The organism is Stutzerimonas nosocomialis, from assembly GCF_005876855.1.
Lineage (GTDB): Bacteria > Pseudomonadota > Gammaproteobacteria > Pseudomonadales > Pseudomonadaceae > Stutzerimonas > Stutzerimonas nosocomialis.
In genome coordinates, this window is the sequence record NZ_QLAE01000047.1 from 1 (window position 1) to 26,510 (window position 26,510).

A 26,510-nucleotide genomic window follows, 5' to 3' on the forward strand; every position below is an offset into this window, starting at 1 on the left:
GGCTGCGAACTGGCAGGCTGCTCGCTGGTCGGTGGCGAAACCGCCGAGATGCCCGGAATGTACGAAGGCGAAGACTACGACCTGGCGGGCTTCTGCGTCGGCGTGGTGGAAAAGAGCGAGATTATCGACGGCAGCAAGGTCGCGACCGGCGACGCGCTGATCGCCCTGCCCTCCTCGGGCCCGCATTCCAACGGCTATTCGCTGATCCGCAAGATCATCGAAGTGGCCGGCGCCGACATCGAGCAGGTCCAGCTCGACGGCACCCCGCTCGCCGACCTGCTGATGGCGCCGACCCGCATCTACGTCAAGCCGCTGCTCAAGCTGATCAAGGACACCGGTGCGGTCAAGGCCATGGCCCACATCACCGGCGGCGGCCTGCTCGACAACATTCCACGGGTACTGCCAGACGGCGCCCAGGCGGTGATCGACGTGGCCAGCTGGACCCGCCCGGCGGTGTTCGACTGGCTGCAGCAGCAGGGCAACGTCGACGAGCACGAGATGCACCGCGTCCTCAACTGCGGCGTCGGCATGGTCATCTGCGTGGCGGCCGATCAGGTCGAGGCAGCGCTGCAATCGCTGCGCGACGCCGGTGAGGCGCCCTGGGTGATCGGCCGGATCGGCGAGGCCGACGAAGGTGCCGAACGCGTCGTGCTGAACAACCTGAAGGGTCATTGATGACCGCAACCTGCAACGTCGTGGTGCTCATTTCGGGGTCCGGCAGCAACCTGCAGGCCCTGATCGACAGCCAGGGCGCGGACAATCCCGCGCGAATCCGCGCGGTGATCTCCAACCGCCCCGAGGCCTTCGGCCTGCAGCGCGCCGCGACGGCCGGCATCGAGACCCGTGTCGTCGATCACAAGGCGTTCGCCGGACGCGAGGAATTCGATGCCGCGCTGATGGCCGTCATCGACGAGCATGCGCCGGACCTGGTGATCCTCGCCGGTTTCATGCGCATCCTCACGGCCGGCTTCGTGCGTCGTTATGCCGGCCGCCTGCTCAACATCCATCCCTCGCTGCTGCCCCTGTATCGCGGCCTCGACACGCATCACCGGGTACTGGCCGACAACCAGCCGGAACATGGCTGCAGCGTCCATTTCGTCACCGAGGAACTGGACGGCGGCCCGGTCGCGATCCAGGCCGTCATCCCGGTTGCGCCCGGCGAAACCGCCGAAAGCCTGACCGCCCGCGTGCATGCCGAGGAACACCGGATTTACCCCCTGGCCATGCGCTGGTTCGCCGAGGGGCGCTTGCGCCTTGGCGAACAAGGCGCGATGCTGGACGGCGAAACACTGCCGGCTACCGGCTATCAGTTACGAATCTAGGAGACCCTATGCGCCGTGCCTTGCTGTTCGCCCTGGCCCTGCTAACCCTGCCGGTCCAGGCGCTGGAGCTCAAGCCGTTCTCTGCCAGCTACACCGCGGACTGGAAACAGGTGCCGGTCAGCGGCACCGCCGAACGCAGCCTGAGCGCACTGGACAACGGCCGCTGGCAGCTCGACTTCGACGCCTCGATGCTGGTCGCCAGCCTCAACGAACGCAGCACCTTCACCGTCGAGGGCGACACCTTCCTGCCGCAGACCTATCGCCTCAAGCGCAGCGGCCTGGGCAAGGGCAAGCGGGTCGAGCACCGTTTCGACTGGGCGGCCAAGCAGGTGGTCGGCAGCGACCGCGGCGATGCGGTCACCCTGCCCCTCAACCGTGGACTGCTCGACAAGTCGACCTATCAGCTGGCGCTGCAACACGACGTGGCAGCCGGCAAGAAGAGCATGAGCTATCAGGTGCTCGACGGCGATGAAGTCGAAACCTACGACTTCCGCGTGCTCGGCGAAGAGTCCGTCAGCACCAAGGCCGGCCAGATCGATGCGGTCAAGGTGGAGCGCGTCCGCGACCCGACCCAGAGCCAGCGCGTCACCATCCTCTGGTTCGCCAAGAACTGGGACTATCTGCTGGTCGCCCTGCACCAGGTAGAGAAGGACGGCAAGGAATACCAGATCATGCTTCAGCAGGGCAGCGTGGACGGCAAGCCCGTCAAGGGCAACTGACCTGCCCGCGCAGCGCCGCGACGGCGCTGCGCCCCTCCTCTCCCGACCGTTCGAGCCCGCCCATGACTCCTCGCCGCGTCCTGCTGTTCAGCCTCATCCCACTGCTCGCCAGCTGCCAGATGTTCCAGAGCAGCGCCCCCACACCCCAGCGCACCAGCGAACGCTTTCAAGGCGAGGTCATCCGCATCGACGGACAACTGCTGTTCCGCCCCTGTGGCGAACAGCGGCGCTTTCTCATCGTCGATGAAGGCGCGAGCGGTTTCGAGCAGGATGCCCAGGGGCTGGGCGCGGACCTCGGCGCACGGCTGTTCGCCGATCTGCGTGGCCATCTGGGATCGAGCACCGTCAGGGGCGTCGACGGACAACTGACCCTCGACCGGCTCTATCGGCTACAGGGTGAGGGCCACGGCTGCGAGGACCTGAACTTCAGGCGCCAGCTGCTGCGCGCCAGCGGGCACGAGCCGGGCTGGACGCTGAGCATCAACAACCAGGGCATGCTGCTCGAACGCCCGGGCCAGCCCGCACAGGCGCTGCCCTACCTCGAAGAGACGCTGCCCGAAGGCGGCACGAACTTCAGCAGCGAAGCCAACACCCAGCGGATCGAGCTGTGGGTCGCCCCGCAGCGCTGCGTCGACAGCGCCAGCGGCACCGTCAGCCACCTCTCGGCGCAGTTGCGCCTGGATGGCGAGGTACTGCGCGGCTGCGCCTACCACGGCGGTGCACGCCCCTAGGCGTGCCTAGTCCAGCACCACCGATGGCGGCGGGGGCGCCGCCGGGCTGCGCCACTGGCTGAGCAGCACGCCCAGGAACACCAGGCCCGCCGCGAACATCTGGGTCAGCGTCAGCGTCTCCCCCAGCACCAGCACGGCGAACAGCAACGTGAATACCGGAATCAGGTTGATGTATCCGGATGCCTTGCTCGCCGGCATGCGCGACAGCCCGTAGTTCGACAGCCCGTAAGCCCCCACGGTGACGATCACTCCCAGGTAGAGCAGCGCCATCAGGCCCGTCGGTGTGATCGCCTGAGGCACCGGCGCGGACCACAGCGCCAGCGGAAGGAAGAACAGCGCACCGATGAACGCCTGCATGGCCGTCAGCACGAAGGCCGAATAGCGCGCGGTGAGCTTCTTGACCAGCAGCATGTAGCCGGTCGCGCAGACCATCGCCATGAACTCGAGGAAATTGCCCAGCAACGGCTCGGGAGCCTGTTCGCTGACCTCGCCGGCCATGCCCAGCCAGACGGCACCGAGCATGGCGACGAAAAAGCCTGACAGGGTCAGGCGAGTGATCCGCTCGCGCAGGAACAGGGCCGCGCCGATCGCCACCATCAGCGGCAACATCGCCGTCACCATCCCCGCCTGTGACGCACTGGTGCGCTGCAAGGCCAGCGCCTCGAAGACGAAATACAGACACGGCTCGCAGACGGCCATGCCCAGCAGGTATTTCCAGTCGCCCGCCTGGTAGCGGATCTGGCCGCGCCAGCGCCAGGCGAGCAGGAACACCACGCTGCCGATGAGCATCCGGCCGAAGATCACCCACAGCGGCTCGAGCTGCTCGAAGGCGAGCTTGAGCGCGATGAACGAACTGCCCCAGATGGCCATCGCCAGCACCAGACACAGCATCGCCACCCGTTGCCCCTGCCCTGCCATCCCCCGTCTCCCGATGAAAAAGGGCCGCAGTGTACCCGCCGCCTTGCCTGCGCGCATGAAAAACGGCCCCGCAGGGCCGTTTCGTAAGGCGCCTTGAACCTCAGTCCCAGGGCTTGCCGCGGGTCTTCTCGTCGATGCGCAGCTTCTGCTGCAGCGCCGCCTTGGCCAGCATGTGCGCCGCGACCGGTGCCGTCAGGAAGAGGAACAGGGTGATCAGCGGCTCATGCAGGCTGAGGCTGTCGCCCTGGCTGCTGAAGAACAGCATCGAGGCCACCACGATGCTGCCGACCCCAAGGGTGGTCGCCTTGGTCGGTGCATGCAGGCGGGTGAAGAAGTCGGGCAGGCGGTACAGGCCAATGGCGCCGACCAGCGCGAAGGCGCTGCCGAGCAGCAGCAGCACACAGATGATGATTTCGATCCAGAGGGGCATCGTGGCGTTCCTTTAATCGATGATGTCGCCGTGCAGCAGGTGCTTGCACACCGCCACGGTACTGACGAAGCCCATCACCGCGATCAGCAGTGCCGCCTCGAAGAAGAGGTCGGACGCGAGCCAGATGCCGAACAGGATGATCAACGCCAGCGCGTTGATGTACAGCGTGTCCAGCGCCAGCACCCGGTCGGGCATGTCCGGTCCCCTGATCAGCCGCACCAGATTGAGCACCACCGCGATGCTGATGAGGACCAGACAGAACGGGATTACGTACGCGAGCATTCGAATGCCTCCAGCAGCGGTGCCTCGTAGCGGCTCTTGACCTCACCGACCAGCTGGTCGACATCCGGCGCGTTCAGCGCATGGACCAGCAGCACGCGCCGATCCTCGCTGAGGCTCGCCGATACCGTGCCGGGGGTCAGCGAAATGATGCTGGTGAGCACCGCCAGCACGAATTCGTCCTCGATCGCCATCGGCACCTCGACGAACGCCGGGGACAGGCGGCTCTTCGGGCCGACAACCAGCAGCGCGACCTGCACGTTGGCCACGACGATGTCGTAGAGCACCTTGAGCATGAACAGGCACAGCTTGAGCGGCTTGCGTACCTTCGGCACGTCGACCAGGAAGCCGCGCGAAAGCAGCGGGATGGCCCAGCCGAGGAACGCGCCGAGCAGCAGGTGCGCCACGCTCAGGGTATTGACCAGCAACATCCAGAGCAGCGTGAGTAGAACGGTCAGAACCGGGTTGGGTAGCCAGCGTGCTCTCATGCTGCACCTCCTTGCACCATGCGCAGATACCCGGGCACATCCAGCAGCTGGCTGGCCGCGGCCTTGATGTAGGCTTCCAGCGGCGCGGCGGCCACCACCAGCAGCACCCCGCCAAGCAGCAGCGAGGCGGCGGCGATGACGCGCCAGGGATCGGCCTTCTCACCCACCACCGGCGCGTCGCCCGGTTGCCAGAAGACCAGGCTTCCGGCCCGGCTCAGCGTCACCAGCATGCCCAGCCCGCCGATCAGCACCACCGGCCACAGCACGAGGGCCGGCAGACCCATCTCGACCGCACGCAGCAACATGACCTTGCCGAGAAAGCCCGAGAATGGCGGCAGACCGGCTACCGAGATCGCTCCCACGAAGAACATCGCCCCCAGCAGCAGCGGCTGACGCAACGACGGCCCGGGGACCATCTGCGAGGCGATCTCGCCCCGCTGACGAGCGATGAGGTCCGCCAGCAGGAACAGCCCGCCGGCGACCAGGGTGCTGTGGATCAGGTAATACAGCGCGCCGGCCAGGCCCTGCTCGCTGCCAATGGCGATGCCCGCCAGCAGCGTGCCGACCGAGACCACCACCAGATAGCCGAGCATCACCTGCAGGTTACGCGCCCCCAGGGCACCGATCACGCCGGCGGCGAGCGTCAGCAGCGCCAGCGGCCACAACCAGTCCTGGGCCATGTTGGCCAGCTCGCCCGCTTCGCTGCCGAAGATCAGGGTGAACACGCGGATGATGGTGTAGAGGCCGACCTTGGTCATGATCGCGAACAGCGCGGCGACCGGCGCCGACGCCGACGCGTAGGCCCGGGGCAACCAGAAGTACAGCGGCAGGATCGCGGCCTTGAGTCCGAACACCACCAGCACCAGGAAACCGGCCGCACCGAGCAGCGGCAGCACTTCCGGATCGGCTGCGCTGACCCGCGCGGCGACGTCGATCATGTTCAGCGAGCCGGTCAGGCCGTAGATCATGCTGACGCCCACCAGGAACAGCGCCGAACCCACCAGGTTCAGCACCACGTAGTGCATGCCCGCCCTCACCCGCGCCGCGCCGTTGCCGTGCAGCAGCAACGCATAGGACGCGATCAGCAGGATCTCGAAGAACACGAAGAGGTTGAACAGGTCGCCGGTCAGGAAGGCCCCGTTGATACCCAGCAGCTGAAACTGGAACAGCGCATGGAAATTCGGGCCGCGCTCGTCGTCGCCCCGGCAGGCGTACAGCACCGCGAAACCGGCCAGCACGGCGGTCAGCAGCAGCATCAAGGCACTCAGCCGATCGAGCATCATGACGATGCCGAACGGCGGCTGCCAGTTGCCCAGGGCGTACAGGCGCAGTTGATCGTCGCCAGCCAGCATCAGCAGCCAGACACTGATGGGGATCAGCAGCCCGGTGGCGGTGAGGGAAATGGCGCGTTTCGCCGGCAGCGCCAGGCGATTGAAGACCAGCAGAAGGCTGCCGACGAACAGCGGCAGGACCAGCGGCAGCATCACGGCATGATTCATTCGCGCGGCTCCCGCCCATCGACGTGGTCGGTACCCACTTCACCCATGCTGCGCAACGCCAGCACCACGACGAACGCGGTCATGGCGAAACCGATCACGATCGCGGTCAGGACCAGCGCCTGCGGCAGAGGATCGCCGTACTCGGCGCTTTTGCCGATCACCGCCGGCATCCCGGTCGAGAGCCTGCCCATTGAAAAGATGAAGAGGTTGACCGCATAGGAAATCAGCGTCAGCCCCATCACCACGGGGAATACCCGTGCACGCAGCAGCAGGTAGACCCCACTGGCCGTCATCACGCCGAGCGTTATCGCGAACAGCGCTTCCATCAAATAACCTCCTTGCGCGAATTTCCCTGACTGACGTGCCCGATGTTGGACAGCATCAGCAGCGTCGAACCCACCACGGCCAGGTAGACGCCGAGGTCGAACAGCATCGCGGTGGCCAGTTCGAATTCGCCGATCACCGGCAGGTGGAAATGGTCGAACGCCGACGTGAGGAACGGATAGCCGAACACCCAGCTACCGAGCCCCGTGAGCGCAGCGATGAACACCCCTGCCCCTGCGATGGTGTGGTAGCTGAGCGGCTGGCGTGCCTGGGTCCAGGCCACCCCATGGGATATGTATTGCAGGATCAGCGCCACCGCGGTGACCAGGCCGGCGATGAACCCGCCGCCGGGCAGGTTGTGCCCGCGCAGGAAGATGAACACCGAGATCAGCAGCGCCATCGGCAGCAACGCCCGCGACAGCGTGTAGAGGATCATCGGGTGCTGATCGCGCGACCAGGGCCGACCGCCGTAGTCCCGCTCCGGATGCGGAAGCCCCAGGCCGCGCAGCATCGCGTAGATGCCGACGGCGGCGATGGCCAGCACGGCGATTTCGCCCAGGGTATCGAAGCCGCGGAAGTCCACCAGAATCACGTTGACCACGTTGGTCCCGCCGCCACCGGAGACGCTGTTTTCCAGGAAGAACGAGGCGATGCTGTCGTAGGGCCGGGTCATGACCGCGTAGGCGAGCAAACCGATCATGGTGCCGCTGGCACCGGCCAGCACCAGGTCACGGAAACCGCGCAGGCTGCTGGTTTCCACCGGCGTACGCGCCGGCATGAAATACAGCGCCAGCATCAGCAGGATGATGGTCACCACCTCCACCGAAAGCTGGGTGAGCGCAAGGTCCGGCGCCGAGAAGCGCGCGAACGCCAGTGCCACCATCAGCCCGGCACCGCTGAGGATCATCAGCGCCACCAGCCGGCTGCGGTGGAACAGCACGGTCAGCAGCGAGGTCAGCGCGAGAATGCCAAGACCCAGGGCGGTGATGCCGTCGATCGGCGACAGCTCGACCGGACCGTGCAGCGACTGCAGCGGAGTCAGCGCGACCACCACCAGGACCAGGGCACTGATGAGCATCAGCGCGATGTAGCGCTGCAGCGACCCGGTCTCCAGCGAATCGGTCAGGCGCTGGGCGGTACGCACGATGCCGTTCACGCTGCGCTTGAAGACCGCCAGCGAATCCACCGCCGGCAGCCCCTCGTACCAGGCGAACATCACCTTGCGCAGCGAATACACCAGGATGCCCCCCACCAGCGCGATGAAACTCATCGCCAGCGGCAGGTTGAAGCCGTGCCAGATCGACAGGCTGTATTCGGGCACTTCGCCATGCAGGCTGCCGCTCACCGCCGCGGCCAACAGGGGCGCCACAGTGTACGCGGGCGCCATGCCGACCAGCAGGCAGAGCAGCACCAGCACCTCGACGGGTATCTTCATGTAGCGCGCCGGCTCGTGCGGCGGGTACTTGGGCAGGTCGATCGGATCGCCGTTGAAGAACACGTCATGAATGAAGCGCAGCGAGTAGGCCACCGAGAACACGCCGGCGAGGGTCGCGGCGGCGGGAATCGTCCAGTAGAAGCTGCCCAGCAGGTGCTGGTCCAGGGTCTCGGCGAAGAACATTTCCTTGCTGAGGAAGCCGTTGAGCAACGGCACGCCGGCCATCGCCAGCGACGCCACCATCGCCAGCACGGCGGTATGGGGCATGTATTTCCATAGCCCGTTGACGCGCCGCATGTCCCGCGTCCCGGTCTCGTGATCGATGATCCCCGCGGCCATGAACAGCGACGCCTTGAACGTGGCGTGGTTGATGATATGGAAGATCGCCGCGACCGCCGCCAGGCGCGAGTCCAGGCCGAACAGCAGGGTGATCAGGCCCAGGTGGCTGATGGTCGAATAGGCCAGCAGCCCTTTGAGGTCGTGCTGGAACAGCGCCATGATCGCCCCGACCAGCAGCGTGGTCATGCCGGTCAGGCTGACGATGTAGAACCACCACTGCGAATCGGAAAGCGCCGGATACAGGCGCGCCAGCAGGAACACGCCGGCCTTGACCATGGTGGCCGAGTGGAGGAAGGCGGACACCGGGGTCGGCGCGGCCATCGCCTGCGGCAGCCAGAAGTGGAACGGGAACTGCGCCGACTTGGTGAAGACGCCGAGCAGCACCAGGATCAGCGCCACCGGATAGAGGTCATGGGCACGGATCGCATGGCCGGCCGCCAGCACCGTCGACAGCTCGAAGGTGCCGACGATGTGGCCGATCAGGAGGATGCCCGCCAGCAGCGCCAGGCCGCCCCCGCCGGTCACGGTCAGCGCCATGCGCGCACCCTGGCGCGCATCGGAGCGGTGGCCCCAGAAACCGATCAGGAGGAACGAGGACAGGCTCGTCAGCTCCCAGAACATCAGCATCAGCAGCAGGTTTTCAGACAGCACCACGCCAAGCATGGCGCCCATGAACAGCAGGAAATAGGCGTAGAAACGCCCCATGGGCTCCTTCTTGGAGAGGTAGTAGCGCGCATAGAGGATGACCAGCAGGCCGATGCCGAGAATCAGCAGCGCGAACAGGAAGCCCAGCCCGTCGAGGCGCAGGCTCAGGTTCAACCCGATGTCAGGCAGCCATGGCAGGCGGACGATCTCCACCTCGCCGGCGAACACCTGGCTGCGGCGGCCCAGCAGGATGATCAGTGCGATCAATGGCGCGAGCCCCGCACCGAACGCACAGGCGGAGCGGCCGTAGCGCTCGAGGATCAAAGGCAGGACGATGCCGAGAAAGGGCAAAGCGATGATCAGCGCAAGCGCCATGAAAACGAACTCCTCAAACCGGCCTCATGGGGAGGCCAAACACATCCTTCGCAAGCAGAAGCCGGCGACGGGCCCTGATCGGCCCAAGTGATAACCAATGATTATCCATACCGATCAGGCCAGCGTCATCGCTCGATATATTTCCAAAAAACAAAATTGCCGCCTGGACCTACCGCACAGCGCGGTCTGGCTGCGTTTTCACCCGCCCCGCAGCGTCACAATGACGCAGTATCAGTGAGCGACCCGGCTGGTACCGTTGACGGTCATGATGCGCACGCGCTGGCCCACGCTGAACACCTGGTTCGGCTCGACCTCCTGCACGTAGGCGCGCATGCTGCCGTCGTCCTCGCGCACGGTGATCTCCACACCCTGGGTGCGGGTGATGCCTTCCTCGGCCGCCGAGCCGAGCATGCCGCCGGCCACCGCACCGATCACGGCCGCCACCGCGCTGCCGCGCCCCCCACCCACACCGCTGCCGGCGATGCCGCCTACCACGGCGCCGGCGCCGGTGCCGATCGGGGTCTTGGTCCCCTCGAGCTTGACCGGCCGCAGGGACTCGATGGTGCCGTAGCGAACCGTCTGGACTGCACGCGCTTCGTCGCGGGAATAGGTATCGCCGGTCAGGTGGGACTGGCAACCCGTGATCGCCAGAGTGACAGCGGTAAACGAAGCAACGAAAATCGACTTGCGCATAACATTCTCCTCGTACGGACGCTTTCGGCCCGATTCATCCGAACCCTGCCCAGTTGGCTGAGCACCGTTATTGATCGGACCACATTCTACTGATCCCTATCCCCACGCTCGCCGCCCCTCTGTTACAGCCCATTTGAAAGACGGATGCATCATGGATTACTTCATCATTTTTATCACGACGGCGGCGGCTTTGATCTTCCATGGCTGGCTGATCGTCCGCTTCCGGCGTTGGGCGGACCGCGACCTGGCACTGTCGCACGCAGGGGACGACCCGGCCAAGCGCGCCTGGATGCTCCAGCGCCTGACGGAGGCGAAAAACGAGGGAATCAGCCGCCGCGACCTGCCCCGCTGGCTGGAGCAGGAAGCGCAACGCTATCCGGCTGGCTGAACCGCGTCAGGGCGCCAGGCGCTCGCGCCGCCAGGCGTTGGCGTGCAGCTGGTAGTTCAGGCGGTCGTGGAGCCGGCTGGAGCGACCCTGCCAGAACTCGATACGTTCGGGAAGAAGGCGGTATCCACCCCAATGCGGGGGGCAGCTGGGAGCCTGGTAGGCGAAACGCTGCTCGGTCTGGGCGAGCAGGCGCTCGAGTTCGGCGCGATCGGCGATGGGCCGGCTCTGCGGCGAGGCCCATGCACCCAGACGACTCCCCAGGGGGCGTACCTGATAGTAGGCGTCGGATTCCTCTGCGCTGACCCGCTCGACCCGGCCCTCGATGCGCACCTGCCGTTCCAGCGTCGGCCAGAAGAACGTCATGGCCGCATGGGGATTGGCCTGGAGCTGCTCGCCCTTGGCGCTCTGGTAGTTACTGAAGAAGGTGAACCCGCGCTCGTCGAGCCCCTTGAGCAGCAGCACCCGGCAGTGCGGGCGCCCTTCGGCGTCGACGGTGGCCAGCGTCATGGCGTTGGGCTCGACGGGAAGCTGCTCGGTCTTCACCGCCTCGGTGAACCATTGGCGAAACAGCGCGAAGGGCTCATCCGGCGCGCTGGCTTCGCTCAGGCCATCTCGGGTGTAGTCGCGGCGCATGTCGGCCAGGGTCTGGGTCATCGCGGAACTCCGGAGTCGGGACGTTCAGAGCTTATCCGCTTTGCGCGATGGCGGCTTGATTCAAGACAAGGCACCACGCACGGACCCAGGCGGGAGCCTCAGGAACGTCGAAGGGCCGGCGAACCGGCCCGGATGGCGTTACTTGGCCACCACCTCGGTGACGGCGACCTGGGTCGAGGCTGCGGCGCTGGAGGCCGCGGCCGGCTGGCTGTACTGGGCAACCAGCGCCTGCATGGTGCTCTGCGGAGCCAGGACCATCTCGACGCGGCGGTTGAGCGCGCGCCCTTCGCTGCTGTCGTTGGCGGCGCGAGGCATGTCCGAACCCAGGCCACGGATCAGCAGGCGGTCGGTCTTCAGGCCGCTGAGGCGGAAGATCGCCGCCACCGCGCCGGCACGCTCGCGACTCAGGACGCGGTTGGCCTCCTCGGCGCCGGTGCTGTCGGCATGACCGAGTACGACCACGGCGGTCTTGCTGTCATTCTCGACCATCTTGGCCACGCGGCTCAGCGGACCCAGCGTTGCCGGCAGCAGCATGCCAGGACGATCCGGATTGAAGGAGCCGTCGACCGGAGCGGTCACCACCAGCAGCGCATCGCGACGCTCGAGCTCGAAGCGGCTGTCCTTGAGGGCATCACGCAGGCGCGGCTCGTAGTCGTCGAGCCAGGCAAGATCCACCTTGGGTTCTGCCGGTACCGGCTCGACCTTGCTGACTTTGTCTCCTCCGAACATGCTGCAGCCGGATACGGTCATGCAGAGAATCAAGGTGGCGTGCTTGAGCAGCTTCATATGCAGGTTCCGTCGACGAAATGGGGTGCGTGGGTTCAACCGGGCTTGCGGCAGAGCCCGGAAAATGAAGGATTCGGCTTAAATTGTGTATGCAACTCTTTATTCTGCAAAGGTTTGTCTACCCATTCTGACGAGTGGTTCAACCTAGGCATTTCAAAACTGTGCGCGCCATCTCCTGTGCTCTCGGGTCCATCAGCACATAGGGACCGAGGCTATTGGTGACAAAGCCGAACGACACCTCCCGCTCAGGGTCGGCAAAACCCACGCAGCCGCCGGCGCCCGGATGGCCGAAAGCGCCGGGGCCCATGCCGAAGGTCGCGTTGGCCACGTCCGGCTGATCCAGCCAGCAACCCAGCGCGAAACGCGTCGACGCCAGCAACGTGCGATCTTCCCCGCGGCAATGTTCCTGGGTCATTTCGGCCAGCATCGCCGGATCGAGCAGACGCCCCTGCAACAACCCGCTGTAGAAGCCCGCCAGGGCCCGGGCATTGCCGTGCCCGTTGGCCGCGAGCTGCGCCATGCGCCTCCACTCGGGCTTGTTTGCGCTGTTGAGCACCGAGGGCGGGTTGTTGAAGGCGCGTGCGCTGAGCGACTTCGGCTCGCTCATGGTTGCCTTCAACAGCCGCTGGGCCGCCGCATCGCCGAAGTCGTTCTTGATCCGGGTGAGGTAGCCGACGCGATGGAACTCGCTGTCGTCCAAGCCCAGGTGGAAATCCAGCCCCAGCGGCCGGGCCGTGCGGGCGACGACCGCTTCACCGGGCTCGCGGCCATCCACGCGCCGCAGCAGTTCGCCGATCAGCCAGCCATAGGTGATCGCGGCATAGCCATGCCCGTCGCCGGGCGTCCACCAGGGCGCCTCGGCCGCCAGGGCGTCGGTCATGGTCTGCCAGTCGTAGAGGGCTTCGGGCGGCAGGTCGTTGCGAATCGCCGGCAGCCCGGCCTGGTGGGTCAGCAACTGGCGAAGGGTGATGCCCGCCTTGCCGTTCTGGGCGAATTCGGGCCAGACCCGGGCCACCGGCGCGTCGAGGTCGAGCTTGCCCTCCTCGACCAGCTGCAGCACGGCCACGGCGGCAAAGGTCTTGGTACAGGAGAACAGGTTGACGAGGGTATCGCTCTGCCAGACCTGCTCCCCGGCCGTGTCGGCCACGCCAGCCCACAGGTCGACCACGGTCTCGCCGCCGATCTGCACGCACAGCGCCGCCCCCCGTTGCTGGGTGCCCTCGAACAGCGCGGCGAACGCCTCTCTGACCGCCTCGAACTGGAGCTCGAAATGTCCCTGGATCTGCACGCGCGTACCCCTTCGTCTTAGGTGTCGCGCATTGTTCCAGCGTCAGCGTCGGATGGGAACAGGCGGTGCGGCGCCATTGCCGAAATGGATACGCCGCCAGGACCTGCGGTTATTCGATCTCGCGGCGAAACGGCGGCAGCGCGTTGAGGATCGCCTTGCCGTAGCGCTGGGTCACCACACGACGATCGAGCAGCGTGATCTGTCCGCGGTCCTGCTCGGTGCGGAGCAGGCGCCCGCAGGCCTGTACCAGGCGCAACGAGGCATCGGGCACCGCGATTTCCATGAAGGGGTTGCCTCCGCGCGCCTCGATCCACTCGGCCAGCGCCGCCTCGACCGGGTCGTCCGGCACGGCGAAGGGGATTTTGGCGATGATCACGTGCTCGCAATAGGCGCCGGGCAGATCGACCCCTTCGGCAAAGCTGGCCAGCCCGAAGAGCACGCTGGTCTCGCCATCGTCGACCCGCGCCTTGTGCTTGTTCAGCGTCTCCTGCTTGGACAGGTTGCCCTGGATCAGCACCCGGCGACGCCATTCACGGTCGAGCCCGTCGAACACGTCCTGCATCTGCCGGCGCGAGGAAAACAGCACCAGGGTACCGCGCGCACCTTCGACCAGCCGTGGCAGCTCCCGGACGATGGCCGCGGTGTGCGCCGCGGCTTCGCGCGGATCGGCCTTGAGGTCGGGCACCCGCAGCACGCCGGCATCGGCGTGATGGAAAGGGCTCGGGACCACCGCGGTGACCGCGTTGCGGGGTAGCCCGGCACGCATGCGGAAGCGGTCGAAGCTGTTCAGGGCGGTCAGCGTCGCGGAAGTCACCAGCGCACCGTAGGCCACATGCCAGAGGTTGCGCCGCAGCGTCTCGGCGGCGAGGATCGGGCTGGCGTTGACCTCGATGTCGTACAGCGCCCCGCTCTCGGCCAAGGTCAGCCAGCGCGCCATCGGCGGGCTGTCCTGCGGATCTTCGACGGTGAAGGCCGTCCATAGCTCCCAGTTACCCTGGGCCCGCACCAGCAGGCTGCCGAACAGCGGGTACCATTCTTCGGCCTGGTGGCTGGCGATGCCCACCGTGGCCTCGCCATCCATCGCCTCCTTGAGCAGCTCGGCCAGGCGCGTGAAGACATCGTTGAGCTTGGCGAAGCCTTTCTTCAGCTCCAGCCCCAGCTCACGCAAGTGCTCGGGCACCAGCCCGCCGACGAAGCGATGCCGGGGCCGCTCGCGCCCTTCCATGTCTTCGCCGGCCTTGAAATCCGCCACCTGCTCGCAGGCGCTGAACATGAACTGCTGCTGCGTGCGCAGCTCGCGCGCGAGTTCAGGGACACCTTCGATCAGGCGCCCCAGCTCGCCGGGAAGCGGATGCTGCGCCAGCAGCTTGGTCAGGTTCTTCTCGATCTGCCCGAGCCAGTCGGCCGTCGAGCGCAGGCGGGTGAAATGGGCGAAGTGCCCGATCGCCTTGTCCGGCAGGTGGTGGCCCTCATCGAACACGTAAAGCGTGTCGCGTGGATCGGGCAGGACCGCGCCGCCGCCCAGCGCCAGGTCGGCCAGCACCATGTCGTGATTGGTCACGATCACATCGACCTTGGTCATGCCCTCGCGTGCCTTGTAGAACGAGCACTGCTGGAAGTTCGGGCAATGGCGCCCGGTGCACTGACTGTGGTCGGTGGTCAGGCGGGCCCAGACCGGGTCTTCCAGCGCCTCGGGCCAGGCATCGCGGTCACCGTCCCAGCGGTTTCCGGCGAGCTTCTCGATCATGCTGTTGAACAGCTTCTGGCTGACTTCGTCGACGTCGATGCCGAAGCCTTCCTCCTCGAACAGCTGCGCGGTCGCGCTCTGCGCCTGGCCTTCCTGCAACAGCACGTCCAGCTTGGACAGGCACAGGTAGCGCCCACGCCCCTTGGCCAGGGCGAAACTGAAGTTGAGCCCGCTGTTGCGCATCAGGTCGGGCAGGTCCTTGTTGACGATCTGCTCCTGCAGGGCCACGGTCGCGGTGGCGATCACCAGGCGCTTGCCCGCCTCCCTGGCGGTGGGAATCGCGGCCAGGCTGTAGGCGACGGTCTTGCCGGTACCGGTCCCGGCCTCCACCGCGACCACCGCGGGCTCGCCCTCGCGGCGCCCCTCTTCGTCCGTTTCGATGGCGCCCAGAACCTTGGCCACCTCGGCGATCATCAGCCGCTGGCCATAGCGGGGCTTGAGCCCCTTGGCTTCGAGAAAACGGGTGTAGGCGCCCTGGATCTGGGACTTGAGTTCGGTGCTGAGCATGGGCGCGTAGCTGTATAAATTTTCAGTATTCCAACGTGGCGGCTATGATAGCGCGCGATTCCCCAACCGCCACCGGAGATTTACCATGACCGCTTTTGCCCTCCTTTATGCCCTGCACGCCCTGGCTGCGCTGGTCTGGGTCGGGGGCATGTTCTTCGCCTGGATGATTCTCCGACCGGCGGCTGTCGCGACCTTGCAGGCACCGGAGCGCCTGACGCTGTGGGCCGACGTGCTGCGTCGCTTCTTCCAGTGGGTGTGGGTGGCGGTGCTGGTCTTGCCGCTCAGCGGGATCGGGCTGTGGCACATGCGCTTCGCCGGGCTCGATGGCGCGCCGCGTTATGTGCACCTGATGGCGGGCCTTTATCTGGTCATGCTCGCGCTGTTCCTGCGCATTTCGCTGCTGCACTACCCAACGCTGAACACGAACGTGGCGGCCGGCACCTGGCCGCAGGCGGGCGCCGCACTGGGGCAGATTCGCCGCCTGGTGGGCATCAACCTGCTGATCGGCATCGCAGTGTTCGCGGCGGCCACCGCGCGGCCGATGTTCTAGCCGAACGGAAACGAAAAGGCCGGGCAGATGCCCGGCCTCGTCGCATTCGTCCCCGCTTACGGACGGGCTTCGACTTCCGCCTCGACACGGCGGTTGATCGCACGGCCTTCCTCGGTCGCGTTGTCGGCAACCGGGCGGGATTCGCCGTAGCCGACCGAATTCACGCGATTGGCCTCGACGCCATACTGGTTGACCAGCACGTCACGCACGGCATTGGCGCGGCGCTCGGACAGACGCTGGTTGTAGGCATCGGTGCCCACGGAGTCCGTGTGGCCTTCGACGACGGTCGAGGTCTGCGGATACTGCTTCATGAAATCGGCCAGGTTCTGGATGTCGCTGTAGCTTTCGCTGCGCACCTGGGCGCGGTCGAAGTCGAACTTCACATCCAGCTCCACGCGTACCGGCTCGGCGACCGGCTCGGGTTCCGGCTCGGCCATCGGCACGGGCTCGACCTCGACGGTTTCAACCACTGCCAGCGTCTCCTGACCATCTTCACCATGCACCCAGCAGTAGGCCGCGGCCATGCCGCCGCCGATCACGGCGCCCCAGCCTGCATAGACCGAGCTTTCGATCGCACCCAGCGCGGCACCGCCCACGCCACCTACTGCAGCACAGGTGGGCCAATCCTGTTTCTGCACCCCGGCACAACCGGCCAGAACGGTAGTCATGAAAATCACGGGTACAGCTGTCCGTAAAGTACTCATTATTAAACCTCCAGTTTGGGAACGGCCAGAACCGCCACTTCGTAATGCCAGACGCCGGCTCCGGTTGTGCCAGGACTAGGCCGCCAAGCGACTCCGCGCTAGTCTCTGAACTCATACGAGGATCCTGATTTGATCAACAGCAGCTCCACTCGCACACCTCAGCAGGCCGTGGCCGCGCTCCTCGAACACTATGCGCCCGCCAGCCTGCTGCACATCGGCCGCAGCGACATTCCCGCCGTCGATGCGTTCTGCCTGGCCCACCCCGACAGCCGACTGGGCCGCGCCGAAGCCGGTCCATTGCCTGCCGAACTGGCCAGCCAGCGCTACGACATCGCCCTGGTGGCCGACTGCCTCGAGCATATGCCCAAGCGCAACGGCCTGGAGCTGCTCGGCGGCATACGCAACCTCAACGCGAGTCGCCTCGTCGTATTGGTCGATCTCGAAGCTACCGATTGGCGAGTCACCGATTTCTACGCCCTGGCATTGCAGGTGAGTGATCGCTTCACGCGCGCTGATCAAACCTTGACTCTCCTGACGTACGACCTGTTGCAATACAAGCAGGTTCCGGACTGGCTCAACGCCAGGTTCTGGGCGAATCCACAAATGTTCGGCAAATACTGGTGGTAGCCGTGAAAACAGCCCTTCCCGACGACCAGTCACCCTGCCCCTGCGCCAGCTCCGACAGCCTTGCCGACTGCTGCGGGCGCTACCACGCGGGCACGCCCGCTCCCAGCGCCGAAACGCTGATGCGTTCGCGCTACAGCGCCTACGTATTGGGGCTGATCGACTACCTCAGGGACACCACCCTGCCGGCGCAGCAATCGGCGCTGGACCTGGACGCGATGCGCGCCTGGAGCGCCTCGAGCACCTGGCTCGGGCTGGACGTCGAAGAAAGCACAGTACTGGGTGGCAAGCCGGAACACGCACTGGTGCAGTTCACGGCGCGCTGGCATGACCAGACAGGAGAGCACGCGCAGCAGGAGCGCTCGGCATTCGTCCAGCACCAGGGGCGCTGGTACTACATCGACGCCACCGTACCCCTGAACGCCAAGCGCAACGACCCCTGCCCTTGCGGCAGCGGCCAGAAATTCAAGAAGTGTTGCGGCCCCTACATCTAAGGGCCGCAAAAGGACGCCTGCCCGAGCGGGCAGGCGCAGCGGAACGGCTTACTTCTCGACGAAGGCCCGCTCGATCAGATAGTCGCCGGGCTCGCCCATGCGCGGGGAGATCTTCAGACCGAAGCCGTTGAGCACTTCGCTGGTCTCGTCCAGCATGCTCGGGCTGCCACAGATCATCGCGCGGTCGTCCTGCGGGTTGATCGGCGGCAGGCCGATGTCGGAAAACAACTTGCCGCTGCGCATCAGGTCGGTCAGGCGTCCCTGATTGCGGAAGGGCTCGCGGGTCACGGTGGGGTAATAGATGAGCTTTTCGCGAACCGCATCGCCGAAGAATTCGTTCTGCGGCAGCGCCTCGGTGATGAAGTTCTCATAGGCCACTTCGTTCACGTAGCGCACGCCATGGATGAGAATGACCTTCTCGAAACGCTCGTAGGTCTCCGGATCCTGGATCACGCTCATGAACGGCGCCAGACCGGTGCCGGTGCTCAGCAGGTAGAGGTGCTTGCCCGGCAGCAGGTCGCCGAGGATCAGCGTGCCGGTCGGCTTGCGGCTGACCATCAGCTCGTCGCCTTCCTTCAGGTGCTGCAGGCGCGAGGTCAGCGGGCCGTCCTGAACCTTGATGCTGAAGAATTCCAGGTGCTCTTCGTAGTTCGGGCTGGCGATGCTGTAGGCGCGCATCAGGGGGCGTCCGTTGACTTCCAGGCCGATCATGACGAACTGGCCGTTCTCGAAGCGCAAGCCCGGGTTACGGGTGGTCTTGAAGCTGAACAGCGTGTCGTTCCAGTGATGAACACTGAGGACTCGCTCGACGTTCAGGTTACTCATGCTGGGAATTCCTCGTTAGCGGGGCGCCGAACCGACGGCAGTATTACCCGACAGTTTATCGACCCCTGTAATATCTGTTAATTGAATATTAAAGATATAGGTAATCGGTTATATCGATATGCGATTTACCCTCAGACAACTCCAGGTATTCGTCGCCGTGGCCCGCCTGGAAAGCGTGTCCCGCGCCGCGCAGACCCTTTCGCTTTCGCAGTCGGCCACCAGCACCTCGCTCACGGAGCTGGAACGGCACGCCGACTGCCAGCTGTTCGACCGCCTGGGCAAGCGCCTCTCGCTCAATGCGCTGGGCCGGCAGCTGCTGCCCCAGGCAGTCGCCCTGCTCGACCAGGCCAAGGCGATCGAGGATCTGCTCAACGGCAACAGCGGTTTCGGCTCCCTGAACGTCGGCGCGACCCTGACCATCGGCAACTATCTCGCCACCCTGCTGATCGGCAGCTTCATGCAGCGCCATCCGGAATGTCGGGTGAAGCTGCACGTGCACAACACCGCTCACATCGTGCAGCAAGTCGCGCATCATGAACTTGACCTGGGTCTGATCGAAGGCGATTGCCGGCACGACGAACTGGAGGTGCAACGCTGGGTCGAGGACGAGCTGGTGGTCTTCTGCGCCCCGCAGCACCCGTTGGCGCAAGCCGGCGCGGTCGACCTGGAGCGGCTCTCGACCGAGGCGTGGATTCTACGTGAACAGGGCTCCGGCACGCGACTGACGTTCGACCAGGCGATGCGTCACCATCCGAGGCCGCTCAACGTGCGTCTCGAACTCGAACACACCGAAGCGATCAAGCGCGCCGTGGAGTCGGGGTTGGGTATCGGTTGCATCTCGCGTCTGGCACTGCGCGACGCCTTTCGCCGCGGCAGCCTGGTGCCGGTGGAAACACCGGCGCTGGACCTGACCCGGCAGTTCTATTTCATCTGGCATTCGCAAAAATACCAGACCGCCGCAATGCGCGAGTTCATCGAACAGTGCCGGGCGCTCACCGCCGGCGTTCGGCGCAGCGACGAGATCGTCCTGCCGCCGATCGCCTAGCCGGTCAGGCCGGAATGCTTTCCATCTGCTGCAGCAGCAGGGCCGCCTGGGTCCGGGTACGCACGCCGAGCTTGCGGAAGATCGCCGTGACGTGTGCTTTGATGGTGGCTTCGGAGACGTTCAGCTCGTAGGCGATCTGCTTGTTCAGCAGGCCGTCGCAAACCATCGTCAGCACCCGGAACTGCTGTGGCGTGAGGCTCGACAGACCCGCGCTGGCTGCCCTGGCTTCGTCGCTGACCGGTGCCGCCGCCTCCAGGGGCGTCGGCCACCAGGCATCGCCATCGAGCACGGCGCGGACGGCCGCCTGGATGGTTTCGAGCGAGCTGGATTTCGGGATGAAGCCGCTGGCGCCGAACTCGCGCGCCCGCGCCACCACGGCGGCCTCCTCCTGCGCGGAGATCATCACCACCGGCAGTTGCGGATACTGGCCGCGGAGCAAGACGAGTCCGGAGAAGCCATAGGCGCCGGGCATGTTCAGATCGAGCAGGACCAGATCCCAGTCGGCGCTTTGCCCCAGGCAGGTTTCCAACTCGGCGATGCTGGCCGCCTCGACGAGACGGACGTTCTGGCCCAGCCCCAGGGTCAGGGCTTGCTGAAGCGCGCTTCTGAACAGCGGATGATCATCGGCGATGATTATTTCGTACGCGGCCATGGCAGTTCCTATTGTTGTTATTGGCAGGACCTGGCGAGGCCAGGGCCAACACACATGCCTGGGATGACATTCCCGACGTCCTCTCGGGCATTGGCCCGGCGACCTTGTCGGCATGCCATACCGCGCATGGACCGTCCACCGTGAAAAACCAAAGCGGCGCAAGCATGCCCACCCTGCCGGGAGTGGTCAAGGGCAGCGCTTTACGGCAAAGTCTGCGCCTTTTTCCCAGTCGAGACCATCCATGCGTAGCCAAGCCCTGCGTGCCGACATCCTCATGCTGATAACCGCCATGATCTGGGGATCGGGTTTCGTCGCCCAGCGAATGGGGATGGATTACATCGGTCCGTTCCTCTACACGGGGCTGCGCTTCAGCCTGGGCGCGCTGGCGCTGCTGCCACTGGTGGTCTGGCGCGGGCGGACCGCCGCGCGCCACGAGCCCTTCCTGCAGCGCGGGCTGCTGCTCGGCGGCCTGGCGATGGGGATGGCCCTGACGGTCGGCATCAACCTGCAGCAGGTGGGGCTGCTGTTCACCAGCGTCACCAACTCGGGGTTCATCACCGGCCTGTACGTGATCGTCGTGCCACTGCTCGGGCTGATCATCGGCCACAAGACCGGCCTGGGCACCTGGCTGGGAGCGATTCTCGCGGTGGTGGGCATGGGTTTTCTGAGCATCGGCGAGGATTTCCACATCGCCCTCGGCGACTGGATACAGCTGGCCGGCGCGTTCGTGTGGGGCCTGCACGTCCTCCTGGTGGGCCTGTTCGTCAGCCGCCATGACGCGATCCGCCTGGCCTTCCTGCAATTCGCGACCTGCGCGGTGGTGAGCCTGATCCTCGCCGCCGTGTTCGAGCAGTCTTCGCTCGACAGCATCCTGCTCGCAGGCCCCGCGCTCATCTATGGCGGCCTGTTCGCGGTCACGGTCGGCTACACCCTGCAGGTGGTCGCGCAAAAGCACGCCATCGCCTCCCACGCCGCCATCATTCTCTCGCTCGAAGCGGTGTTCGCCGCCATCGCCGGCGCGCTCCTGCTCCAGGAAAGCCTCAGCCTGAAAGGCTATTTCGGCTGCGCCCTGATGTTCACCGGCATGCTGGTCGCCCAGCTCTGGCCACGCAAGCTGCCGGCGAGCCAGGGCGCCTGACACCTCAGCGCCCTGGCGGCTCCACGCCCAGATAGGGCCGCAACGGCAGGTGGACGGCATCGTCCGCTGCGACCGGCCGCTGGGCCTTGGCGCTCAGGTAATGCGCGGTGAACGCATCCAGCCAGGCGTCCAGCGCAAGTGAGGCCGGCGTGTCGCCCGCCAGTTCCAGGCACAGGGCCGCGACCTCGGCCGTACACAGGTGCTCGCTCCGGGTGGACCGCCGCAGCCGGTAGCGCGACAGCTGCTCGGGCTGCAGGCTGAGCACCGGGAAGCGGTCCAGGTAGGCACTCTTGCGGAACATCTTGCGCGCCTCGGTCCAGGTTGCATCGAGCAGGATGAACAGCGGCCTTTTCCCGGCCGGCACCGCAAGCTGCGAGGACACCCGCTCGGGACCTGCGTATTCGCCGGGAAACACCACCACCGGCGCCCATTGCGGGTCATCCAGCAGCGCCAGCAGGCGGGGGTCGACGCCGGTACGAATCCAGCTGAAGGCATAGGTGTGCGGCACCACGTCGGCGATCAGCCAGCCGGTGTTGCTGGGCTTGAGCGGCTCGATGTCGTGCATCAGCAGGCAGACGCCGGCCTGCGCCGCAACCTGCGGCGTCCAGGCGCACAGGCAGTGGCTGGTGGCGATTCGGCAACGCGGACAGCGCGGCATGCGCGATCCGCGAGCGATGAAAGGCTTGACGCTGCGCGCGAGGCGCTCGTCTCGCAGCCGCGATACGGCATGGGTCATGGCGGGGTCGGACACGGCGATCGGAAGGAGCACCAGTCTAGCAGAGCGGACGGCGCCCCCATGCCGGGAAAATGAACCCCACCCGAGCTGACCGGTCAACACAGGCAGTTCCCAAGGAGATTCGCCCATGCAACGCCTGACCACCCTGCTCGCCCTCTGCCTGCTCGTGCCTGCTGCCCAGGCCGCCTCCCTCAAGGAGCAGCAACTGGGGCAGCTGCTCGACCGCGTCGCCAAGGAAAGCAATGTCGGCACACCACGGGCCATCAACTCCGACATCCTGGACCAGGGCTACACCGTCGACGGCAACGAGCTGGTCAACCACCTGAGCGTGCAACCACGCCATGCCGCCCAGATGCGCGACAACCCCGGCGACGTGCGCGGCCAGCTGGCGCAGAGCGTCTGCAACAACGAAGGTCTGCGCGTGCTGCTGCAGCAGGGCGCCGTACTGCGGTACGAGTTCAGCGAATACCAGAGCAACCGCCCCATCGCCACCGAGCGCTACTCCGCCAGCGATTGCGGCGTCTGACCACTCACCAGACCACCCGGACGCCTGGCCTCGCCAGGCGTCTTCGTTTGGGCCCGCCCCCTCTCTTCGATGCGCGCCGAGGCGCTGAACGACCGGCCCATCGCCTAGCATCTGCCACCTCGATCAGGCCAAGGCCGGCCGGCGCTGGATCGGCCTCTCCACATCCGTTTCTGGTATACCGGGTACGCAAAGCCTTCCATGGAGACGCTGTATGTCATTTGAGCCGGATGACTATCTCTCACGGCATTTCAAGACCAGCGGCGAGGAGCTCGCACGCAGGATCGACGAACTGGCCGCCCTGGTCGTACCCGAAAGCAGCGCGAACCTGCCGCTCTACCGCGAGATGCTGGTCACCGTGATGCGCATGGCGCAGGCCGACCGCAATCGCTGGGACGCCAAGATCATGCTGCAGACCATGCGCGAGATGGAGCAGGCGTTCGCCCGGCTGGAGCAGTTCAAGCGACGGCGCAAGGTCACCGTCTTCGGCTCGGCCCGCACGCCCATCGAGCATCCCTTGTATGCGCTGGCCCGCGAACTGGGAGAAACCCTGGCACGCCACGAACTGATGGTCATCACCGGGGCTGGAGGCGGCATCATGGCGGCCGCTCATGAAGGTGCCGGACGCGACAACAGCCTCGGCCTGAACATCACCCTGCCGTTCGAACAGCACGCCAACCCCACCGTGGACGGCTCCGACCACCTGCTGTCGTTCCACTTCTTCTTCGTTCGCAAACTCTTCTTCATCAAGGAAGCGGACGCGCTGGTGCTCTGCCCGGGCGGTTTTGGCACCCTCGACGAAGCCCTGGAGGTCCTGACCCTGATCCAGACCGGCAAAAGCCCGCTGGTGCCGGTGGTGTTGCTCGACGAGCCGAACGGCTCCTACTGGAAAGACGCGCTGCAGTTCATCCGGAGCCAGCTGGAGCACAACCGCTACATCCTGCCCAGCGACATGCGCCTGATGCGCCTGGTGAACGATGCCGAGGAGGCTGCGCAAGAGATCGCCCGGTTCTACGGCAATTTTCACTCCAGCCGCTGGCTCAAGGACCGCTTCGTGATCCGGATGAACCATCGCCTTACCCACGAGGCCCTGGAGCAACTGGACGCCTCGTTCGCCGACCTCTGCCTGACCGGCACCTTCGAGCAGCAGCCATGCTGCGAAGCCGAACAGGACGAGCCGGAGCTGCAGAACCTGCCCCGGCTGACCTTCGTGTTCAACGGACGCAACCACGGCCGGCTGCGCGAGCTGATCGACTACCTCAACCAGCCGCAACACTGGCAGGCCGCCTGAGGCGGCCGTACGGCGTCAATCGTCGATGGCACCGCGCAGAACGCGACCGATGAGATCCAGCGGATAACCGCGATAGCTGAGAAAGCGCCCCTGCTTGGCACGCTCGCGCGCATCGCGCGGCGGCTCGCCCGCGAACTTGCGCTGCCAGAGTTCGCGCAGTTGCTGGCCCCAGTCGAAGCCACTCTCGCGCAGCGCCCGCTCGATATCCGTACGCGGCAGCCCGCGCTGCGACAGTTCCTCGCGGATGCGCAACGGGCCGTACCCCGCATTGGCGCGGCTTCGGACGTAGCTTTCGAGATAACGCGCTTCGGACAGCAGACCCTCTTCGACCAGGCGATCCAAGGCTGCTTCGACGAGTTCGGCGGGAGCGCCACGCTGGCGCAACTTGCGAAGAAGCTCGACGCGGCCATGCTCGCGTCGAGCCAGAAGATCCATCGCTGCCCGCCGCACCGCGGCGGGGCTATCGAGGATGACAGGCATGCCTGTGATCAGAAGTCGGCGTCGACCAGATCGTCGCTGGTAGCCGCCGCCGCGGCATTGGCCTTGCTACCACCTGTCGGCACCAGCAGCTTCTCGCGAATCTGCATTTCGATGGTGCGACCGATTTCCGGGTTGTCTTCCAGGTACTTGGCCGCGTTGGCCTTGCCTTGACCGATCTTGTTGCCCTGGTAGCTGTACCAGGCACCGGACTTCTCGACCAGGCCCTGCTGCACGCCCAGGTCGATGATCTCCCCGTTGCGGTAGATGCCCTTGCCGTAGAGGATCTGGAATTCGGCCTGACGGAACGGCGGCGCCACCTTGTTCTTCACCACCTTGACGCGGGTTTCGCTGCCGACCACCTCGTCGCCTTCCTTCACCGCACCGGTACGGCGGATGTCCAGACGAACCGAGGCGTAGAACTTGAGCGCGTTACCGCCAGTGGTGGTTTCCGGGCTACCGAACATCACACCGATCTTCATGCGGATCTGGTTGATGAAGATCACCAGGCAGTTGGCGTTCTTGATGTTACCGGTGATCTTGCGCAGTGCCTGGGACATCAGGCGGGCCTGCAGGCCGACGTGGGCGTCGCCCATCTCGCCCTCGATTTCCGCCTTGGGCACCAGCGCGGCCACGGAGTCGACGATGATCACGTCCACCGCATTGGAGCGCACCAGCATGTCGGTGATTTCCAGGGCCTGCTCACCGGTATCCGGCTGCGAGACCAGCAGGTCGTCGACATTGACGCCCAGCTTGCCGGCGTAGTCCGGGTCGAGCGCGTGCTCGGCGTCGACGAACGCACAGGTGGCGCCGAGCTTCTGCGCTTCGGCGATCACCGACAGGGTCATGGTGGTTTTACCCGAGGATTCCGGGCCGTAGATCTCGACGATACGGCCCTTGGGCAGACCGCCGATGCCAAGGGCGATGTCCAGGCCCAGGGAGCCGGTGGAAATGGCGGGAATGGCCTGGCGATCATGATCGCCCATGCGCATGACCGCGCCCTTGCCGAACTGGCGCTCGATCTGCCCCAGAGCTGCAGCCAACGCGCGCTTCTTGTTCTCGTCCATTGCAATCCTCACTTGATCAAGAGGGCCAGAGGCCACAACAACTGTATAAGTAGACAGTATTAGAACATAGGGTCCGGCACTCGCCTAGCCCCGAACCGGATTTTCTCCGGCGCACAGGGCGATCAATCCGACGAGTGCCGCTTCGACCGTCTGCTCGCGCACGGACTGCCGGTCGCCGTCGAACCGGCAACGCTCCGCAAAGAGGGTCTCGCCATCGGCCCAGGCCAGCCAGACGGTGCCGACCGGCTTCTCGGGCGAGCCACCGCCAGGGCCGGCGATACCGCTGACCGCGACCGCCAGCCGCGCCCCGCTGGCGCGCCTGGCTCCCTGGGCCATGGCCTCGACCACCTCGCGGCTCACCGCCCCGACGCTGCCGAACAACGCCTCGGGCACACCCAGCTGCCGGGTCTTCTGGAGGTTGGAATAGGTCACGTAGCCGGCTTCGAACCAGGCCGAGCTGCCGGCGACACGGGTGATGGCCTCGGCGATGCCGCCCCCGGTACAGGATTCGGCGGTGGTGACCTGGGCGTTCTGCGCCAGCAGGCGCTGGCCCAGGCGCTCGGCGAGTTCGGTCAGACGATTCATGGGGGCACCTGCGCAGCGGGATGAAGCTGCCTATCGTACGTGCCTTTATCCGGAGATCGCAGCGCCTTCGTCGGCCCGAAAGCGGCTCGGCGACGGCTGCGATTCGACCCGAGGGGCATGTTAACCTTGCGCGTTTAATCGCACCGCCCACCCCGGGCAGGCCCAGCCCGCCCCCGATCGACGCAGCGCACCGATGCCCAAAGACACACAAGACCTCTCCAAGCACACCCCG

Annotated in this window: 31 protein-coding genes; 12 read left to right on the plus strand and 19 right to left on the minus strand. The window is 65.7% G+C overall.

Going from position 1 to position 26,510, the window contains the following annotated elements; translation table 11 throughout:
* The 4 genes from purM to DN824_RS20330 form a co-directional block, all read left to right on the plus strand.
* A partial coding sequence (gene purM / locus DN824_RS20315; RefSeq protein ID WP_138410174.1) for a phosphoribosylformylglycinamidine cyclo-ligase occupies positions 1 to 675 on the plus strand: 675 nt, incomplete at its 5' end.
* Positions 675 to 1,322, plus strand: coding sequence for a phosphoribosylglycinamide formyltransferase (gene purN / locus DN824_RS20320; RefSeq protein ID WP_138410175.1), 648 nt, complete (start codon positions 675 to 677; stop codon positions 1,320 to 1,322). The genes purM and purN, both read left to right, overlap by 1 nt.
* Positions 1,323 to 1,330: 8 nt before the next feature.
* Positions 1,331 to 2,041 carry a DUF3108 domain-containing protein gene (locus DN824_RS20325; RefSeq protein WP_138410176.1) on the plus strand — a complete coding sequence of 237 codons (711 nt, stop codon included), beginning with the start codon at positions 1,331 to 1,333 and terminating at the stop codon, positions 2,039 to 2,041.
* A 62-nt stretch (positions 2,042 to 2,103) separates the two neighbouring features.
* Positions 2,104 to 2,772, plus strand: coding sequence for a COG3650 family protein (locus DN824_RS20330; RefSeq protein ID WP_138410177.1), 669 nt, complete (start codon positions 2,104 to 2,106; stop codon positions 2,770 to 2,772).
* 6 nt (positions 2,773 to 2,778) lie between these two features.
* On the opposite strand, the gene DN824_RS20335 is transcribed toward DN824_RS20330, so the two are convergent.
* The 8 genes from DN824_RS20335 to DN824_RS20370 form a co-directional block, all read right to left on the minus strand.
* Positions 2,779 to 3,690, minus strand: a complete 912-nt coding sequence (locus tag DN824_RS20335) for a DMT family transporter (protein ID WP_138410178.1) — start codon at positions 3,688 to 3,690, stop codon at positions 2,779 to 2,781.
* A 100-nt stretch (positions 3,691 to 3,790) separates the two neighbouring features.
* Positions 3,791 to 4,120, minus strand: a complete 330-nt coding sequence (locus DN824_RS20340) for a Na+/H+ antiporter subunit G (protein WP_138410179.1) — start codon at positions 4,118 to 4,120, stop codon at positions 3,791 to 3,793.
* A 12-nt stretch (positions 4,121 to 4,132) separates the two neighbouring features.
* Complete coding sequence (locus tag DN824_RS20345; RefSeq protein ID WP_138410180.1) at positions 4,133 to 4,402, minus strand: K+/H+ antiporter subunit F; 270 nt, start codon at positions 4,400 to 4,402, stop codon at positions 4,133 to 4,135.
* Positions 4,387 to 4,887 carry a Na+/H+ antiporter subunit E gene (locus DN824_RS20350; protein WP_138410181.1) on the minus strand — a complete coding sequence of 167 codons (501 nt, stop codon included), beginning with the start codon at positions 4,885 to 4,887 and terminating at the stop codon, positions 4,387 to 4,389. Before DN824_RS20350 ends, DN824_RS20345 begins: the two co-directional genes overlap by 16 nt.
* Entirely contained in the window at positions 4,884 to 6,386 is a 1,503-nt protein-coding gene (locus DN824_RS20355; protein WP_138410182.1) for a monovalent cation/H+ antiporter subunit D, read from the minus strand. Before DN824_RS20355 ends, DN824_RS20350 begins: the two co-directional genes overlap by 4 nt.
* A complete protein-coding gene (locus DN824_RS20360; RefSeq protein WP_138410183.1) occupies positions 6,383 to 6,712 on the minus strand; it encodes a Na+/H+ antiporter subunit C in 330 nt (109 codons plus the stop codon). Before DN824_RS20360 ends, DN824_RS20355 begins: the two co-directional genes overlap by 4 nt.
* Positions 6,712 to 9,504: a monovalent cation/H+ antiporter subunit A gene (locus DN824_RS20365; protein WP_138410184.1), complete on the minus strand. Its 2,793-nt coding sequence runs from the start codon at positions 9,502 to 9,504 to the stop codon at positions 6,712 to 6,714. Before DN824_RS20365 ends, DN824_RS20360 begins: the two co-directional genes overlap by 1 nt.
* A gap of 231 nt (positions 9,505 to 9,735) precedes the next feature.
* A complete protein-coding gene (locus tag DN824_RS20370) occupies positions 9,736 to 10,197 on the minus strand; it encodes an outer membrane lipoprotein (protein WP_138410185.1) in 462 nt (153 codons plus the stop codon).
* 151 nt (positions 10,198 to 10,348) lie between these two features.
* Between DN824_RS20370 and DN824_RS20375 the strand changes: the two genes are divergently transcribed.
* Positions 10,349 to 10,585 carry a hypothetical protein gene (locus DN824_RS20375; protein ID WP_138410186.1) on the plus strand — a complete coding sequence of 79 codons (237 nt, stop codon included), beginning with the start codon at positions 10,349 to 10,351 and terminating at the stop codon, positions 10,583 to 10,585.
* A 6-nt stretch (positions 10,586 to 10,591) separates the two neighbouring features.
* On the opposite strand, the gene pdxH is transcribed toward DN824_RS20375, so the two are convergent.
* From pdxH to dinG, 4 genes are all read right to left on the minus strand, one after another.
* Entirely contained in the window at positions 10,592 to 11,239 is a 648-nt protein-coding gene (pdxH, locus tag DN824_RS20380; protein WP_138410187.1) for a pyridoxamine 5'-phosphate oxidase, read from the minus strand.
* Between the two features lie 138 nt (positions 11,240 to 11,377).
* A complete protein-coding gene (locus DN824_RS20385; RefSeq protein WP_138410188.1) occupies positions 11,378 to 12,025 on the minus strand; it encodes an OmpA family protein in 648 nt (215 codons plus the stop codon).
* A 139-nt stretch (positions 12,026 to 12,164) separates the two neighbouring features.
* Positions 12,165 to 13,313 carry a serine hydrolase domain-containing protein gene (locus DN824_RS20390; RefSeq protein WP_138410189.1) on the minus strand — a complete coding sequence of 383 codons (1,149 nt, stop codon included), beginning with the start codon at positions 13,311 to 13,313 and terminating at the stop codon, positions 12,165 to 12,167.
* 109 nt (positions 13,314 to 13,422) lie between these two features.
* Complete coding sequence (gene dinG / locus DN824_RS20395) at positions 13,423 to 15,567, minus strand: ATP-dependent DNA helicase DinG (protein ID WP_138410190.1); 2,145 nt, start codon at positions 15,565 to 15,567, stop codon at positions 13,423 to 13,425.
* A gap of 85 nt (positions 15,568 to 15,652) precedes the next feature.
* Here dinG and DN824_RS20400 point away from each other — a divergent pair, with 85 nt between their 5' ends.
* Positions 15,653 to 16,117, plus strand: coding sequence for a CopD family protein (locus DN824_RS20400; protein ID WP_138410191.1), 465 nt, complete (start codon positions 15,653 to 15,655; stop codon positions 16,115 to 16,117).
* A 56-nt stretch (positions 16,118 to 16,173) separates the two neighbouring features.
* Here DN824_RS20400 and DN824_RS22835 read toward each other — a convergent pair whose 3' ends face one another.
* Complete coding sequence (locus tag DN824_RS22835) at positions 16,174 to 16,821, minus strand: OmpA family protein (RefSeq protein WP_479688015.1); 648 nt, start codon at positions 16,819 to 16,821, stop codon at positions 16,174 to 16,176.
* Positions 16,822 to 16,950: 129 nt separating this feature from the next.
* Here DN824_RS22835 and DN824_RS20410 point away from each other — a divergent pair, with 129 nt between their 5' ends.
* Both DN824_RS20410 and DN824_RS20415 read left to right on the plus strand, forming a co-directional pair.
* Entirely contained in the window at positions 16,951 to 17,448 is a 498-nt protein-coding gene (locus DN824_RS20410; RefSeq protein WP_138410193.1) for a DUF6231 family protein, read from the plus strand.
* A gap of 2 nt (positions 17,449 to 17,450) precedes the next feature.
* Positions 17,451 to 17,939 carry a YchJ family protein gene (locus DN824_RS20415; protein ID WP_138410194.1) on the plus strand — a complete coding sequence of 163 codons (489 nt, stop codon included), beginning with the start codon at positions 17,451 to 17,453 and terminating at the stop codon, positions 17,937 to 17,939.
* Positions 17,940 to 17,987: 48 nt separating this feature from the next.
* On the opposite strand, the gene fpr is transcribed toward DN824_RS20415, so the two are convergent.
* Positions 17,988 to 18,764: a ferredoxin-NADP reductase gene (gene fpr, locus DN824_RS20420; RefSeq protein WP_138410195.1), complete on the minus strand. Its 777-nt coding sequence runs from the start codon at positions 18,762 to 18,764 to the stop codon at positions 17,988 to 17,990.
* Between the two features lie 118 nt (positions 18,765 to 18,882).
* On the opposite strand from fpr, the gene DN824_RS20425 reads away from it, so the two are divergent.
* Positions 18,883 to 19,809: a LysR family transcriptional regulator gene (locus DN824_RS20425; RefSeq protein ID WP_138410196.1), complete on the plus strand. Its 927-nt coding sequence runs from the start codon at positions 18,883 to 18,885 to the stop codon at positions 19,807 to 19,809.
* Positions 19,810 to 19,813: 4 nt separating this feature from the next.
* Here DN824_RS20425 and erdR read toward each other — a convergent pair whose 3' ends face one another.
* Positions 19,814 to 20,461: a response regulator transcription factor ErdR gene (gene erdR / locus DN824_RS20430; protein ID WP_138410197.1), complete on the minus strand. Its 648-nt coding sequence runs from the start codon at positions 20,459 to 20,461 to the stop codon at positions 19,814 to 19,816.
* Positions 20,462 to 20,702: 241 nt separating this feature from the next.
* On the opposite strand from erdR, the gene DN824_RS20435 reads away from it, so the two are divergent.
* The gene (locus DN824_RS20435; RefSeq protein WP_138410198.1) at positions 20,703 to 21,599 is read left to right on the plus strand and encodes a DMT family transporter; all 897 of its coding nucleotides are present in this window, start codon (positions 20,703 to 20,705) and stop codon (positions 21,597 to 21,599) included.
* A 4-nt stretch (positions 21,600 to 21,603) separates the two neighbouring features.
* Here DN824_RS20435 and DN824_RS20440 read toward each other — a convergent pair whose 3' ends face one another.
* A complete protein-coding gene (locus tag DN824_RS20440; protein ID WP_138410199.1) occupies positions 21,604 to 22,335 on the minus strand; it encodes a tRNA-uridine aminocarboxypropyltransferase in 732 nt (243 codons plus the stop codon).
* 127 nt (positions 22,336 to 22,462) lie between these two features.
* On the opposite strand from DN824_RS20440, the gene DN824_RS20445 reads away from it, so the two are divergent.
* The gene (locus DN824_RS20445) at positions 22,463 to 22,861 is read left to right on the plus strand and encodes a PA3611 family quorum-sensing-regulated virulence factor (protein WP_138410200.1); all 399 of its coding nucleotides are present in this window, start codon (positions 22,463 to 22,465) and stop codon (positions 22,859 to 22,861) included.
* Between the two features lie 211 nt (positions 22,862 to 23,072).
* On the plus strand, positions 23,073 to 24,149 hold the full coding sequence (locus DN824_RS20450; protein WP_138410201.1) for an LOG family protein: 1,077 nt from the start codon (positions 23,073 to 23,075) through the stop codon (positions 24,147 to 24,149).
* Positions 24,150 to 24,164: 15 nt separating this feature from the next.
* Here the strand turns inward: DN824_RS20450 and recX are convergent, their stop codons facing one another.
* From recX to DN824_RS20465, 3 genes are all read right to left on the minus strand, one after another.
* Entirely contained in the window at positions 24,165 to 24,629 is a 465-nt protein-coding gene (gene recX / locus DN824_RS20455; RefSeq protein ID WP_138410202.1) for a recombination regulator RecX, read from the minus strand.
* 8 nt (positions 24,630 to 24,637) lie between these two features.
* On the minus strand, positions 24,638 to 25,693 hold the full coding sequence (recA, locus tag DN824_RS20460) for a recombinase RecA (protein WP_138410203.1): 1,056 nt from the start codon (positions 25,691 to 25,693) through the stop codon (positions 24,638 to 24,640).
* Positions 25,694 to 25,777: 84 nt separating this feature from the next.
* On the minus strand, positions 25,778 to 26,278 hold the full coding sequence (locus DN824_RS20465; RefSeq protein WP_138410204.1) for a CinA family protein: 501 nt from the start codon (positions 26,276 to 26,278) through the stop codon (positions 25,778 to 25,780).
* Positions 26,279 to 26,510 lie beyond the last annotated feature (232 nt).

Excerpts from the sequence above, each read along its gene's own strand:
- purN (WP_138410175.1), top strand. The coding sequence starts at position 675 with ATGACCGCAACCTGCAACGTCGTGGTGCTCATTTCGGGGTCCGGCAGC.
- DN824_RS20325 (WP_138410176.1), top strand. The coding sequence starts at position 1,331 with ATGCGCCGTGCCTTGCTGTTCGCCCTGGCCCTGCTAACCCTGCCGGTC.
- DN824_RS20330 (WP_138410177.1), top strand. The coding sequence starts at position 2,104 with ATGACTCCTCGCCGCGTCCTGCTGTTCAGCCTCATCCCACTGCTCGCC.
- DN824_RS20335 (WP_138410178.1), bottom strand. The coding sequence starts at position 3,690 with ATGGCAGGGCAGGGGCAACGGGTGGCGATGCTGTGTCTGGTGCTGGCG.
- DN824_RS20340 (WP_138410179.1), bottom strand. The coding sequence starts at position 4,120 with ATGCCCCTCTGGATCGAAATCATCATCTGTGTGCTGCTGCTGCTCGGC.
- DN824_RS20345 (WP_138410180.1), bottom strand. The coding sequence starts at position 4,402 with ATGCTCGCGTACGTAATCCCGTTCTGTCTGGTCCTCATCAGCATCGCG.
- DN824_RS20350 (WP_138410181.1), bottom strand. The coding sequence starts at position 4,887 with ATGAGAGCACGCTGGCTACCCAACCCGGTTCTGACCGTTCTACTCACG.
- DN824_RS20355 (WP_138410182.1), bottom strand. The coding sequence starts at position 6,386 with ATGAATCATGCCGTGATGCTGCCGCTGGTCCTGCCGCTGTTCGTCGGC.
- DN824_RS20360 (WP_138410183.1), bottom strand. The coding sequence starts at position 6,712 with ATGGAAGCGCTGTTCGCGATAACGCTCGGCGTGATGACGGCCAGTGGG.
- DN824_RS20365 (WP_138410184.1), bottom strand. The coding sequence starts at position 9,504 with ATGGCGCTTGCGCTGATCATCGCTTTGCCCTTTCTCGGCATCGTCCTG.
- DN824_RS20370 (WP_138410185.1), bottom strand. The coding sequence starts at position 10,197 with ATGCGCAAGTCGATTTTCGTTGCTTCGTTTACCGCTGTCACTCTGGCG.
- DN824_RS20375 (WP_138410186.1), top strand. The coding sequence starts at position 10,349 with ATGGATTACTTCATCATTTTTATCACGACGGCGGCGGCTTTGATCTTC.
- pdxH (WP_138410187.1), bottom strand. The coding sequence starts at position 11,239 with ATGACCCAGACCCTGGCCGACATGCGCCGCGACTACACCCGAGATGGC.
- DN824_RS20385 (WP_138410188.1), bottom strand. The coding sequence starts at position 12,025 with ATGAAGCTGCTCAAGCACGCCACCTTGATTCTCTGCATGACCGTATCC.
- dinG (WP_138410190.1), bottom strand. The coding sequence starts at position 15,567 with ATGCTCAGCACCGAACTCAAGTCCCAGATCCAGGGCGCCTACACCCGT.
- DN824_RS20400 (WP_138410191.1), top strand. The coding sequence starts at position 15,653 with ATGACCGCTTTTGCCCTCCTTTATGCCCTGCACGCCCTGGCTGCGCTG.
- DN824_RS22835 (WP_479688015.1), bottom strand. The coding sequence starts at position 16,821 with ATGAGTACTTTACGGACAGCTGTACCCGTGATTTTCATGACTACCGTT.
- fpr (WP_138410195.1), bottom strand. The coding sequence starts at position 18,764 with ATGAGTAACCTGAACGTCGAGCGAGTCCTCAGTGTTCATCACTGGAAC.
- DN824_RS20425 (WP_138410196.1), top strand. The coding sequence starts at position 18,883 with ATGCGATTTACCCTCAGACAACTCCAGGTATTCGTCGCCGTGGCCCGC.
- erdR (WP_138410197.1), bottom strand. The coding sequence starts at position 20,461 with ATGGCCGCGTACGAAATAATCATCGCCGATGATCATCCGCTGTTCAGA.
- DN824_RS20435 (WP_138410198.1), top strand. The coding sequence starts at position 20,703 with ATGCGTAGCCAAGCCCTGCGTGCCGACATCCTCATGCTGATAACCGCC.
- DN824_RS20440 (WP_138410199.1), bottom strand. The coding sequence starts at position 22,335 with ATGACCCATGCCGTATCGCGGCTGCGAGACGAGCGCCTCGCGCGCAGC.
- DN824_RS20445 (WP_138410200.1), top strand. The coding sequence starts at position 22,463 with ATGCAACGCCTGACCACCCTGCTCGCCCTCTGCCTGCTCGTGCCTGCT.
- DN824_RS20450 (WP_138410201.1), top strand. The coding sequence starts at position 23,073 with ATGTCATTTGAGCCGGATGACTATCTCTCACGGCATTTCAAGACCAGC.
- recX (WP_138410202.1), bottom strand. The coding sequence starts at position 24,629 with ATGCCTGTCATCCTCGATAGCCCCGCCGCGGTGCGGCGGGCAGCGATG.
- recA (WP_138410203.1), bottom strand. The coding sequence starts at position 25,693 with ATGGACGAGAACAAGAAGCGCGCGTTGGCTGCAGCTCTGGGGCAGATC.
- DN824_RS20465 (WP_138410204.1), bottom strand. The coding sequence starts at position 26,278 with ATGAATCGTCTGACCGAACTCGCCGAGCGCCTGGGCCAGCGCCTGCTG.